The following is a 12,041-nucleotide window of genomic DNA, read 5'->3' as shown; positions in this document are numbered from 1 at the left end:
AGTTTATGCAGGTAAAAAATCCAGTTGAAGGTGCGATGACAGCATTAGTAACGCCTTTTAAAAATGGTGCGCTTGATTTAGAAAGCTATGAAGGTTTAATAGAGCGTCAAATCCGCAATGGAATTGATGCTCTTATTCCTGTTGGAACAACAGGGGAGAGTGCAACGCTAAGTCATAAGGAACATAGAGAGTGTATTGAAGTTGCTGTGAGTGTGTGTAAAAAATATGCTAATGTTAAAGTTTTAGCAGGTGCAGGTAGCAATTCCACGCAAGAAGCCGTTGAGTTGGCAAAGTTTGCAGAATCTTGTGGGGCTGATGGAATTTTATGTGTAACCCCTTATTATAATAAGCCTACGCAAGAAGGATTGTTTCAGCACTATAAAGCTGTTGCAAATGCTGTTGAAATTCCATTAATGCTTTATAATGTTCCAGGACGCACAGGAGTAAATTTAGAGAGTGCTACAATTTTGCATTTATTTAAGGAAGTGCCAAATATTTATGGCATCAAAGAGGCAAGTGGAAGCATTGAAAAGGTGATTGACTTAAATACACAAGCAGAGAGCTTGTGTATTGTTAGTGGTGAAGATGCAATCAATTATCCTATTCTTAGCTGTGGTGGAAGAGGCGTAATTTCTGTAACTTCTAACCTTCTACCTAATAAAATTGCAGAATTAACACACGCACTTCTAAGAGATCAAAATTACAAACTAGCAAAGAATATAAATAACGAGCTTTATGCAATCAATAAGGCTTTATTTATAGAGAGTAATCCCATTCCTATTAAAGCAGCAATGTATTTAAGTGGGCTTTTAAAAACACTAGAATATCGCTTGCCATTAGTGGCTCCAAGTGCAGAGAATTTGCAGCTTTTAGAAAAAATCTTAAAACAATATGAGGTAGTTAAATAATGGAAAATTTTAAAGGAAAAACATTAGTAATTAGTGGCGCAACGCGTGGAATCGGTAAGGCAATTTTATATCGCTTCGCACAAAATGGAGTCAATATTGCATTTACTTATAATAAAAATGAAGAAGAAGCACAAAATATTATTAAAGATGTAGAAAGTAAATATGGGATTAAAGCAAAAGCTTATCCTCTAAATGTGCTTGAGCCTGAAACTTACAAGGATTTGTTTGTAAAAATTGATGAAGATTTTGAGCGTGTGGATTTTTTTATTAGCAATGCAATCATTTATGGTAAAAGTGTTGTCGGTGGATTTGCGCCATTTATGAGACTTAAGCCAAAGGGGCTAAATAATATTTATACAGCTACCGTGCTAGCTTTTGTGGTTGGAGCGCAAGAAGCAGCTAAAAGAATGCAGAAAATTGGTGGGGGAAGCATTATTTCTTTAAGCTCTACTGGAAATTTAGTGTATATGCCAAATTATGCAGGACACGGAAATTCTAAAAATGCAGTAGAAACAATGGTTAAATACGCAGCAATGGAATTAGGAGAGTTTAATATCCGTGTTAATGCTGTAAGTGGTGGTCCTATTGATACAGACGCGCTAAAAGCCTTTCCAGATTATGCAGAGATTAAAGCAGCGGTGGAATCGCAAAGTCCGCTTAATCGTATGGGGCAGCCAAGTGATATTGCTGGGGCTTGTTTGTTCTTGTGTGATAGCGATTCTAGCTCTTGGCTAACAGGGCAGACGATTGTTATTGATGGGGGAACAAGCTTTAAATAAGTAAATGATATGTTAAAATTAGAATCTTTGCCAAACTTTCTTACTTTTTTACGCATTGTTTTAGCTTTCTTATTGCTTGGATTAATACTTTATGGAAGCTTTATTTTGCCGCCCCCTATTCATCCAAGTTGGATTAACTATTTTGCGTGTTTAGTATTTTGTATTGCAAGCATTACAGATTTTTTTGACGGATTTATTGCGCGCACTTTTAACGCAGGTAGCGTGTTTGGAGAGATTTTTGATCCCTTAGCAGATAAACTTTTAATGTTAGCAGCTTTGCTTGGATTGCTAGTTTTAGGTAGGGCTAATGTGTGGGCGGTGTTTTTGATTTTAAGTAGAGAGTTTTTTATTACCGGTTTGCGCGTGGTTGCAGCAAGTAAGGGTGTGAGAGTTGCTGCTTCAAATTTAGGCAAATATAAAACAGGATTGCAAATTACTGCGATTGCGTTTTTGTTAATGGATTATTCCTTTGGCAATGCTACGCTTTGGCTTGCAGTATTTTTAACGCTATATTCAGGTTATGATTATGTAAAAATGTATGTAAAGGCTAGGTAGATGGGATTAATTGGTTCAATTTTAGTTCTTTCTTTTTTGATATTTTTTCACGAGCTAGGACATTTTCTGGCTGCAAAGTTTTTTGGCGTGAAAGTAGAAGCCTTTAGCATAGGCTTTGGAAAACAACGCTTATGGAAAAAGAGAATTGGCGATACAGAATATTCTTTGCGCCCGATTCCTTTGGGCGGTTTTGTGCAGCTTAAAGGGCAGAGCGATATAGATCCAAAGTTACGCAATAGCGATTCTGATAGTTTATATGGAATCGCACATTGGAAACGGCTAGTGATTTTAGCGGCAGGTTCGTTTTTTAATCTGCTTTTAGCCTTTTTGCTTTTTGTTGCGATTGGATTAATTGGCAAAAATGAGTTAGCACCCATTGTTGGCAAGGTGGAATCTAATATGCCAGCAAGTTTAGCCGGGCTAAAAAGTGGTGATGAGATTGTGGCAATTAATGGAGAGAAAATTCGCACTTGGGGGAATCTAAGTAGTGCAATAGCGGAATCTAAAGGTGAGCTTGAAATTGTCTTTTTGCGTGAAAATAAAGAATATGAAACAACAATCACGCCGCAATTTGGCAATTCTAAAAATCTCTTTGGAGAGAGCATTCAACGCCCTTTGCTTGGGATTGTGGCAAGCGGTGAAGTGCGTGTGGTGTCTTATGGTATTTTGGATTCCATCTTTTATGGCTTGAAAGAGACTAAAGAGTCTAGCAAGCTTATTTTGCAAAGCCTTGAAAAAATGCTAGTTGGAGTTGTGCCTTTAAGTGAAGTGGGTGGAGTGGTTTCTATTGTTAGTATTACAAAAAAGGCAACAGAGCTTGGAATTGTAACGCTCTTTGCCTTTAGTGCGTTAATTTCTGTTAATCTTGGAATCTTAAATTTGCTTCCCATTCCCGCATTAGATGGAGGACACATTCTTTTTACGCTCTATGAGATGATTAGCAAAAGGATTCCTACGCAAGAAACGCTTTATCGACTAAGTCTTGCTGGGTGGATAGTGCTTTTAGGGCTTATGGGACTTGGATTATATAATGATGTTTTAAGAATCATTAATGGCACAATGCCTTTTTGAAGGAATGCAATGCAGGCGCGGTTAAATCAAAATTTACTGGAAGCAATTGAAAGAATTGAAAAGGCAAGAATTGCTGTGGATAGAAGGCGCATTGTGCAATTAGTTGCTGTGAGTAAATACTCTACACAAGAAGAGATTGCCACTTTGTATGCTTGCGGACAAAGAGCGTTTGGAGAAAATAAAGTGCAGGATTTGCAGCAAAAAGCAAGCACATTAGAAGCATTGCCGCTAGAGTGGCATTTTATTGGCTCTTTGCAGAGTAATAAAATCAATGCGCTTTTGCAACTTAAGCCTTATTTATTGCAAAGTTTGCATTCTTTAGAATTAGCGCAAGCCTTGCAATCACGCTTAGAGCGAGAAAATCAACAGCTTAACGCTCTTTTACAAGTTAATAGCGCAAAAGAGGTTAGCAAAAGTGGGTTTATGCCAGAAGTTGCCCTAGAAGCGTATGCAAGGATTAAAGGGGAATGCAAGAATATTAAGCTTTGTGGGCTTATGAGTATTGGAGCGCACACAGAGGATAAGGCGTTGGTGCAAAAAAGTTTTGAACTTACACAGAATCTTTTTTCGCAAATCAAAGGCGCAGAAGTGCTTAGTATGGGAATGAGTGGAGATTTTGAACTTGCCATTGCTTGTGGAAGTAATTGTGTGCGCTTAGGAAGCACATTATTTAAATGAAATTATAAGCACGCAAGATTTATTCTAAAAGATTTTGCGTGAAATTTTTTAAGGATTGTGTGATTGTCTTGTGATCTTTTGAGTTGTAGCAAAGATTTGTGATGTATCGCACAAAGGCGCTTCCTACAACAACAATGGGAACGACTCCGCGTAAATTTTGGATTTGCTCTTTGTTTTGGATTCCAAACCCTAGTGCAATGGGTTTAGTGCAATTTGTTTTAACTAGGGTGATATAGTCTAACAAGTTTTGGTTGATGATGGTTGTATCACCTGTTATTCCATTGCGTGCAATAACATATAGAATTTCCCCACTAGCTTTATTTAATTCTTGCATGCGTTTAGGTGTTGTAAAAGGGGCAATAAGAGCAATATTTTGAAGTCCTAATTTCTTGCTATCTTTGAAAAGATTTTCATCGTTTTGTAAAGACAAATCTGGAACAATAAGTCCCCATACACCAACTTCCTTAGCTTTTTGTAAAAATTTCTTAATACCATAGCAGAACAAAATATTTCCATAAGTCATAATAATAAGTTTTGTGTGGCAGTTAAGTGTTTTTAGTTTTTCTTGTAACTCTGCAATAAAATGGAATCCAAGATCAGTGTTAAAGCCATTTTTCAGTGCTATTTCACACGCATTTGCAATAGCGATTCCATCTGCGTTTGGATCAGAAAAAGGAAATTGCACTTCTAAATACTCTGCTCCGCCAATTGCGATTCCAATTGCAGAATCTAAACTCTGCGCAAAATTTGGAAAGCCTGCTACAATATGTCCCATTAATGCAATGTTTTGTGTTGCCTTATTCATTATTTTCCTTCTTTTGCATTGTTTGGATTTCTTGACTTAAAAATTCGCTCCAGCGTCCCTTTTGCAAGGTTTTTGCGGTGATGAAAATATCCTTATCCCCGCGCCCAGACACATTAATAAGAATCTTTTTGTTTTTAACTTCTTTTACGACTTTTAAAGCTCCTGCTAATGCGTGGCTAGACTCTAATGCGGCAATAATTCCTTCATTTTTGGCAAAAAATTGTAAGGCTTCAAGGGCTTCTTTGTCATTTGCGTTTATGAATTGTATGCGTTTAATTTCTTTTAAATGTGCAAGTTGAGGACCAATGCCTGCATAATCAAGTCCAGCTGAAATAGAATAAGTTTCTAATAAATTTCCATAAGCATCACTTAGAAAATAACTTTTATAACCCTGTGCAATTCCAATTTTGGAACTCTCATTATGCATTCTAATTGCATTGTTTTTGTCGTCTAATCCACCAGCTTCCACACCAATTAATTCTACTTTGCTTTTAAGATAGTGACTGAAAAATCCTATTGCGTTACTTCCTCCACCTACGCAAGCAATCATAATATCAGGATTGCCTTTAAAAAAGCGTTGTGTTTGTTTTTTTAATTCCTTTCCAATAACACTTTGAAATTCACGCACAATGTCAGGATAAGGATGGGGACCAAGTGCGCTTCCTAGTACATAAAAAGTGTTTTTAGAATCTTTGCTCCATTCCCTTAGAGCCTCATTTACTGCATCTTTTAGCGTCTGTGTGCCGCTCTCTACACTTACAACTTTTGCTCCAAGTAGTTCCATATTAAATACATTTGGGAATTGCCGTCTAATATCACGGGCACCCATAAAAATTGTGCATTTAATCCCAAGTTTTGCGCATGCCGCTGCTGTGGCAAGCCCGTGTTGCCCTGCGCCAGTTTCAGCTATAATATGTGTTTTTCCCATTTTTTTGGCAAGCAAGACTTGTCCTATCGCATTATTGATTTTGTGTGCGCCTGTATTTGCCAGTCCTTCAAACTTTAAATAAATAGAATTCCCTAATAATAAACTAGCATTTTTTGCATAAATTAGGGGTGTTGGACGTCCAATAAAGGAATGATAAAGCTCCTTTAATTCGGCTTTAAAAGACTTTGTCTTTAAGAGAGTTGTATAACAATCTTTTAATTCCCTAAGTGCGGGATATAAAATTTCAGGAACATATTGTCCGCCAAATGCGTGCATATAATTTTCTATATTTTCACCAAAAAAACCTTCTTTGGATTTTAGGAATATCTTCTTCATTTATAAGTCTTTAAGATAAAATAATTTTCATTGTAGCAAAAAGTTTGTATAATTTCACCCAAATTTTTTAAAAGATTAATAATGTTTGCATTTTTACAACAATCTAACAATCAAGGCGCAAAAGCGCAAATTAAAATTCAAAAAATCTCTGCTTCAAAGATCACGCCCTTAATGGTATGTGAATCTCTAAAAGCACCAGTGCTACTAGAATCTGCATTTTTAACAACAGGTAAGGGGAGATTCTCTCTTTTAATCACGCAAGAGGCGTTTAGAGTCATAAAAGAAGATTCTAAATATTTATTACAAAAAGATTCTAATAAGTATCTACTGAATTCCTTAGAAAAAATCAGTAGTTTTATTTTGCCAAAAAATCCAAAATTCCTTGATTTTTTAGAGGCTTTTATGGCTCTTGCACCACAGGTTAGTGAGGCAATTTTTTCAGAGGATTTAAGCTTTTTGCCTCTGCCATTAGGAGGTGTTGGGTATTTTGGGTATGAGTTTTTTAGCGAAATTGAAGAGATGCAATTCCATAATCCTCCATTATATCAAGCAAGTGAAAATGCTTTTATTTTTGGGAGAGAGTTTGTGATTTTTGATCATTTTTACGAAATGCTTTATGCTGTCAATGTTGTGTATGAAAATGAAGTGTGCAATCTTGATTTAGAAAAATGCAATAAGGATTTATTAGATAAATTAGCAAGCATCGAAATACCCAAAAAAGAGAATAGGGCATATAAAACAGCAATAAATCCTAAGAATAAAGAATCTTATTATATACAAATGGTAGAATTGCTAAAAAATGAGATTTATGTAGGAAATTTGCTTCAATGTGTGCCAAGTCAAAGCCTTGAAATTACAAGTGATTTACCCCCTTTGCAGGCTTATGAAAATTTAAGAGCTAGCAATCCTAGTCCTTATATGTATTACTTTGATTTTGGAGAATATCAAATTATAGGAAGCTCCCCGGAGGTTCTTATTAAGGTGCAAAGTGATAGTGAAGAAAATTTTGCCTTACTTACTACGCGTCCAATTGCTGGCACACGCCCAAGAGGGAAAAATGCATTAGAAGATTCTAAGCTTGAAGGGGAATTAAAAGATAATATAAAGGAAAATGCTGAGCATTTAATGTTGCTTGATTTAGGGCGTAATGATATAGGTAAAGTTGCGTTACCAAATAGCGTGTGCGTAACACAGGAGAGAATTATAGAAAAATATGCACGCGTAATGCACTTAGTCTCTGAAGTGCAAGGCAAAATGGATTTGAAGCTTCATAAAAAAACAGACGCTTTGTTTGCCACATTTCCAGCGGGAACAGTAAGTGGTGCGCCAAAGATTCAAGCAATAAAAACCATAGAAAGTTTAGAATCTCATAAGCGTGGAATCTATGCAGGGGCGATTGGATATTTTTCTAAAAATGGTGATATGGATTTTGCAATCACAATTCGCACAGCTATCTATCAAAAAGGCGTATATTATTTGCAAGCGGGTGCTGGCGTCGTGTATGATTCTATCCCAAGTGAAGAATACAAAGAAACTCAAAACAAAATGCTATCCTTGGTTGAGGCAATTATGGGGAATAAACAATGATACTTTTAATTGATAATTACGATTCCTTTACCTTTAACATTTATCAAGCCTTTAGCACGCTTGGTTATCCAATTAAAGTTGTACGCTACGACAAAACAAGCCTTGAAGAAATTAAAGCATTAAATCCAAGCTATATTATTTTGGGTCCGGGTCCTAAGTCGCCTAGGGATTCTAAGCTTAATATTGAAATTGTGCAAAATTTCAAAGGAATTTATCCTATTTTGGGAATTTGTCTAGGACATCAGGCTATTTTGGCAGCCTTTGGAGTGGAGATTGTTAATGCTAAGAATATTATTCACGGAAAAGTTGAACCACTAATTCATAATGAAAAAGGGATTTTTCGCCATATTCCACAAAGAACACCTATTGTGCGTTACCATTCGCTTGTAGGCAAAAAAGATGAGATACCAGAGTGTTTTATTGTGAGTGCAAGAAGTAAGGATGGGGAGATTATGGCAGTAGAGCATAAGCAATATCATCTTGTGGGCTTGCAGTTTCATCCAGAGTCTATAGGCACAAAAGATGGGATAAAAATGCTCCAAAATTTCTTACATTATGCAAGAGAACCTATTCCTATAAAAGAATACCTAAAAAAGACACTTAAACAAGAGTCGTTAAATTTTCAAGAAAGTTACAACTTAATGGATGAACTCACAGAGGGAAATCTAAGTGATGCGCAGATTGGAAGCATTTTAACAAGTCTTGAGATAAAAGGTGTAGATTCTTATGAGTTAGCAGGATTTGCTTCTGTGTTAAAGCAAAAAGCGGTGCGTTTTGCGCCTAAAAGAAAGTTTGAGAAAAATTTTGATCTAGTAGGCACTGGAGGAAGCGGTGTAAAGACTTTTAATGTTTCAACAACTTGTGCGCTTTTGTTGGCTTCTGTGGCTAGAGAAGAAAATTTTGGAATCATTAAGCATGGAAATCGTGCAATTACTTCTAAAAGCGGTTCAGCAGATTTACTAAATGCACTTGGAATTAATGCAAATATGGAGCTTCAAAACGCTTTAAGAGCTTATGAGGAATTACATTTAACTTTTCTATTTGCACAAAGATTTCACGCTGCAATGCGTTTTGCAGCCCCAGCACGTAGCACTTTAGGCTTTAAAACTGCTTTTAATCTTATTGGTCCTTTAAGTAATCCTGCACCTATTTCACATCAACTCATTGGAGTGTTTGAGAAAAGTTATACAGAGATTATGGCAAAGGCGTTGCAGATTTTAGGTATCAAGCGTGCAATGGTTGTTAGTGGGCTAGATGGTTATGATGAAATTTCCTTGTGTGCACCTACACAGATAACTGAGCTTAAAGGAGGAGAGCTTAAAACTTATATTTTTAATCCTATTGAAGTTGGGCTTTCTTTTGTGCCTTATTCTTTGTTAAAGGGTGGCGATGCGTGTGAGAATTTAGAAATTAGCCAAGATATTTTTAGGGGTTTAAACTCACCAAAGCTTGATTTGGTTGCCTTAAATATGGGAGCTGCATTGTATGTATGCGATTTGGTGGATTCTATTAGAGATGGTTTTTTTAGAGCAAAAAAGATTATTAAAGATGGTGCTGTTTTTGAAGTTGTAAAGTCTTTTCAAAAAATTAGTAATATGTATTTAAAAGGATTTTAATGGAATTAGGAGTAACACAAGTTCCTACGATTCTACAAGAAATTTTAGCAAAGAAAAAAACACATAAAATTTGCCACGCCACACGCAATGTTCCTTTGAATATGCCGAATTTGGAACAGATTTTTGTGATTGCAGAAATTAAAAGAGCAAGTCCGAGTGCTGGAAAGATTAGCGAGATTTTAGAGCCTAGTGTCTTAGCGGAATCTTATTTGCAAGCGGGTGCTTTAGCTATTTCTGTGCTGTGTGAGCAAGATTATTTTCACGGAGATTTAGAGGATTTAAGAGTTGTAAAAAATGCGTTTAAGAGTGCTTGCGTGCTAAGAAAAGATTTTATTACAGAAGTGGAGCAGATTAAAGAAGCTTATGATTTTGGTGCAGATATGGTGCTTTTGATTGCCGCTGTGTTTTTAGATGAGAATAATGGTGGATTTGCGCGCCTTTTGGAGCTTTATAATGCGTGTAAAATATGGAATCTAACTCCTTTAATTGAAGTGCATAATGTCTTTGAAGTGGAGTTTATCGCGCCATTAAATGCATCTTTGATTGGCGTAAATTCGCGTAATTTGCATACCTTTGGTATTGATAAAATTAGAGCATATAATCTTTTGGATTCCATAAAATGTGTAAATCCTAATGCTAAGGTGATTTTTGAGTCTTCGTTAAATTGTAGTTTTGATGGTTTTGTGGTGGGAAATTTGGGTTTTGATGGAATTTTGTGTGGGAGTTATTTAGTAAGAAGCAAGAATCCTAAAGAAACATTAAAAAAGCTAAAAAGTGCGATGCAAAAAGGGAAAGAGAGCACTAATGCTTTTTATAAGAATGTGTTTAAGCTTTTAGATTCCGCACTAGGATTTGTTAAAATTTGTGGAATCACAAACACAGAAGACGCCAAGATGTGCGCCAAGGCTTTGTATGAATTAAGACAGGAGAATATAGAAAAAGTTGGCGCACTCGGATTTATCTTGGAGCCAAAATCACCACGCTTTGTGCAAGATTTAAATGGAATTTTAAATGTGCTAAAAGATTATCCAAATGTGCTAAAAGTTGCAGTAATTAAAGATGATGTGAAGCAAATGCAAAAGGCTTTGGAGTTTTATCAAAGTGGTAAAATTGACGCTTTGCAACTTCATGGAGTAAAATCTCAGTATTTTGGTGGAATGGATTTAAAGGAAGCAGAATTTGCGTATTATGCGGTCGTCAATGTGGGGCTTAAGAAAGATTTAGAAGATTTAGATGAGCTATCAAGTCCTTTTGTGTTGCTAGATTCTAAAAGTGCATTAGGTGGAGGAAGTGGAGAATGTATTGATATTGGTGTGTTGGAATCTTTAGAAATGCAGTATTTGTGCGTGGCTGGGGGAGTTGGAATCCAAAATATCGTAACACTAAAACAAATGGGAGCTAAGATGCTAGATATAAATTCCAGTATTGAAAAGTGTGCAGGCAACAAGGATAAAGACAAATTACAAGCTTTAATTTCTAATCTTAAAGACTATCTTTAGGAGCATAAAATATTTACAGGAGAGATGCAAGACACTTAAGGAATCTAAAAATTAAGGATTAATCTTATTGTGTAAAGCGATAAAAAGTAATAGTGAGTTATACTTTGATATTGCGTAATTAAAAGAGAGCTTTTTATGAAAAAAGAGTGTTTTAAAAGAGATGTGTTTTATATTGCAGGCTATGATCCAAGGGGATATAGGCATTATTATTCTATTTTCAAGAAAAACTTATCCTTGCAAAATCAGATTCTATCCTATGATTATGAGATTTCAAGAAGTCAAATTGGTGTGGATGGTTATCCATTTTGGCAAATTAAAACACCAAAGACAGAGATTAAATATACTTTTTTAAATTGGAATGAAATTGTTAAAGAGAATTGGTCAGATAGCATTAAAGATACTTTGTTAGATTGTTTTGTTTTTTTTAGATTTTATGTTATTACAGGATTTTTTATTAAGTTTGGAAAGGAATCTTTTTATCAGCTTATTACAGGGTTTTATCCATTTTTTTATGTGCTTTTTAGCGTGATATTGACTTTATTTTTTGCATTTGGGGGTTTGTTCTATTTTTGGGAGAAATTTCATTTTTTGTTGGGGGTTGCCTTAGGTGTATTGATTTTGTTTTATTTACCACAATTAATGTTTAGGGTTGGCAAAAAGCTTGCAATATTTTGGATTGCAAGAATTTGTGCATTTAGCTCCAAATGGGAAAGTTATAGACAAACCTTACTTAAAGATAAAATTGATTCCTTTAGTGAAAAGATTTTGAAGCAGTTACAAGAACATCAAAATGATGAAGAATATGAGGCTATTCTTATTGCGCATAGCGTGGGCACAATGCTTAGTGTTTGTGTGTTGGCAGAAGTTTTTAGAAAGTGCGAAAAAGCAAAGCTTGATTATTCAAAGTTAAAGATTCTAACATTGGGGGAATGTATTCCTTTAGTAAGCTTTCATAAGGAAGCAAGAATTTTTAAAAAAGATTTAGAATTTATCGCTCAAAGAAAGATTATTTGGTATGATTTCACTTCTATTATTGATGGAGCTTGTTTTCCGCAAGTTGATTTTCTAAAAACAAGCGGAATTAATGCCAAATTTACTCCAAAATATTTATCTGCTAGATTTCATACGCTTTATAAGCCAAGAGAATATAAAAGCATCAAAAGGGATAAATACAAAGCGCATTTTTTATATCTATTTGCCACGCAAATCAAAGGGCAATATGATTTTTTTGATTTTGTGATTGGAAATTTAATGCTTGAGAATAAAATACAATAAAGGA

11 protein-coding genes are annotated in these 12,041 nt (G+C 35.4%); 9 read left to right on the top strand and 2 right to left on the bottom strand.

Annotated elements, in window-relative coordinates; all coding sequences use genetic code 11:
• Positions 1-5 precede the first annotated feature (5 nt).
• Genes dapA through IP358_RS07585 form a run of 5 tightly spaced genes read left to right on the top strand, consistent with a single transcriptional unit; the run spans position 6 to position 3,991 of the window.
• Entirely contained in the window at positions 6-908 is a 903-nt protein-coding gene (dapA, locus tag IP358_RS07605; RefSeq protein ID WP_006803025.1) for a 4-hydroxy-tetrahydrodipicolinate synthase, read from the top strand.
• Positions 908-1,687, top strand: coding sequence for an enoyl-ACP reductase (locus IP358_RS07600; RefSeq protein ID WP_006803026.1), 780 nt, complete (start codon positions 908-910; stop codon positions 1,685-1,687). The genes dapA and IP358_RS07600 overlap by 1 nt, the downstream gene beginning before the upstream one ends.
• Before the next feature lie 9 nt (positions 1,688-1,696).
• Positions 1,697-2,242, top strand: coding sequence for a CDP-diacylglycerol--glycerol-3-phosphate 3-phosphatidyltransferase (pgsA, locus tag IP358_RS07595; protein WP_006803027.1), 546 nt, complete (start codon positions 1,697-1,699; stop codon positions 2,240-2,242).
• Positions 2,243-3,313 carry an RIP metalloprotease RseP gene (rseP, locus tag IP358_RS07590; protein ID WP_006803028.1) on the top strand — a complete coding sequence of 357 codons (1,071 nt, stop codon included), beginning with the start codon at positions 2,243-2,245 and terminating at the stop codon, positions 3,311-3,313. It begins immediately after the preceding gene.
• 9 nt (positions 3,314-3,322) lie between these two features.
• On the top strand, positions 3,323-3,991 hold the full coding sequence (locus IP358_RS07585) for a YggS family pyridoxal phosphate-dependent enzyme (RefSeq protein ID WP_006803029.1): 669 nt from the start codon (positions 3,323-3,325) through the stop codon (positions 3,989-3,991).
• Between the two features lie 19 nt (positions 3,992-4,010).
• Here IP358_RS07585 and trpA read toward each other — a convergent pair whose 3' ends face one another.
• On the bottom strand, positions 4,011-4,796 hold the full coding sequence (trpA, locus tag IP358_RS07580) for a tryptophan synthase subunit alpha (protein ID WP_006803030.1): 786 nt from the start codon (positions 4,794-4,796) through the stop codon (positions 4,011-4,013).
• Positions 4,789-6,060 (bottom strand): tryptophan synthase subunit beta, encoded by a 1,272-nt coding sequence (gene trpB, locus IP358_RS07575; protein ID WP_006803031.1) that lies wholly within the window; start codon positions 6,058-6,060, stop codon positions 4,789-4,791. Before trpB ends, trpA begins: the two co-directional genes overlap by 8 nt.
• An 81-nt stretch (positions 6,061-6,141) precedes the next feature.
• Between trpB and IP358_RS07570 the strand changes: the two genes are divergently transcribed.
• From IP358_RS07570 to IP358_RS07555, 4 genes are all read left to right on the top strand, one after another.
• Positions 6,142-7,647, top strand: coding sequence for an anthranilate synthase component I family protein (locus IP358_RS07570; protein ID WP_006803032.1), 1,506 nt, complete (start codon positions 6,142-6,144; stop codon positions 7,645-7,647).
• Complete coding sequence (locus IP358_RS07565; protein WP_006803033.1) at positions 7,644-9,263, top strand: bifunctional anthranilate synthase component II/anthranilate phosphoribosyltransferase; 1,620 nt, start codon at positions 7,644-7,646, stop codon at positions 9,261-9,263. The genes IP358_RS07570 and IP358_RS07565 overlap by 4 nt, the downstream gene beginning before the upstream one ends.
• Positions 9,263-10,762 carry a bifunctional indole-3-glycerol phosphate synthase/phosphoribosylanthranilate isomerase gene (gene trpF, locus IP358_RS07560; RefSeq protein WP_006803034.1) on the top strand — a complete coding sequence of 500 codons (1,500 nt, stop codon included), beginning with the start codon at positions 9,263-9,265 and terminating at the stop codon, positions 10,760-10,762. The genes IP358_RS07565 and trpF overlap by 1 nt, the downstream gene beginning before the upstream one ends.
• A gap of 135 nt (positions 10,763-10,897) precedes the next feature.
• On the top strand, positions 10,898-12,037 hold the full coding sequence (locus tag IP358_RS07555) for a hypothetical protein (protein WP_006803035.1): 1,140 nt from the start codon (positions 10,898-10,900) through the stop codon (positions 12,035-12,037).
• The last annotated feature ends 4 nt before the right edge of the window (positions 12,038-12,041 follow it).

This window comes from Helicobacter winghamensis ATCC BAA-430 (assembly GCF_028751035.1).
Taxonomy (GTDB): Bacteria; Campylobacterota; Campylobacteria; order Campylobacterales; family Helicobacteraceae; genus Helicobacter_D; species Helicobacter_D winghamensis.
This window is presented reverse-complemented; position numbering and strand designations above follow the sequence as displayed.

Bases quoted from the DNA above. Each gene is read 5' to 3' on its own strand.
- trpF (WP_006803034.1), top strand. From the start codon at position 9,263: ATGGAATTAGGAGTAACACAAGTTCCTACGATTCTACAAGAAATTTTA.
- trpB (WP_006803031.1), bottom strand. From the start codon at position 6,060: ATGAAGAAGATATTCCTAAAATCCAAAGAAGGTTTTTTTGGTGAAAAT.
- dapA (WP_006803025.1), top strand. From the start codon at position 6: ATGCAGGTAAAAAATCCAGTTGAAGGTGCGATGACAGCATTAGTAACG.
- IP358_RS07585 (WP_006803029.1), top strand. From the start codon at position 3,323: ATGCAGGCGCGGTTAAATCAAAATTTACTGGAAGCAATTGAAAGAATT.
- IP358_RS07565 (WP_006803033.1), top strand. From the start codon at position 7,644: ATGATACTTTTAATTGATAATTACGATTCCTTTACCTTTAACATTTAT.
- trpA (WP_006803030.1), bottom strand. From the start codon at position 4,796: ATGAATAAGGCAACACAAAACATTGCATTAATGGGACATATTGTAGCA.
- pgsA (WP_006803027.1), top strand. From the start codon at position 1,697: ATGTTAAAATTAGAATCTTTGCCAAACTTTCTTACTTTTTTACGCATT.
- rseP (WP_006803028.1), top strand. From the start codon at position 2,243: ATGGGATTAATTGGTTCAATTTTAGTTCTTTCTTTTTTGATATTTTTT.
- IP358_RS07555 (WP_006803035.1), top strand. From the start codon at position 10,898: ATGAAAAAAGAGTGTTTTAAAAGAGATGTGTTTTATATTGCAGGCTAT.
- IP358_RS07600 (WP_006803026.1), top strand. From the start codon at position 908: ATGGAAAATTTTAAAGGAAAAACATTAGTAATTAGTGGCGCAACGCGT.
- IP358_RS07570 (WP_006803032.1), top strand. From the start codon at position 6,142: ATGTTTGCATTTTTACAACAATCTAACAATCAAGGCGCAAAAGCGCAA.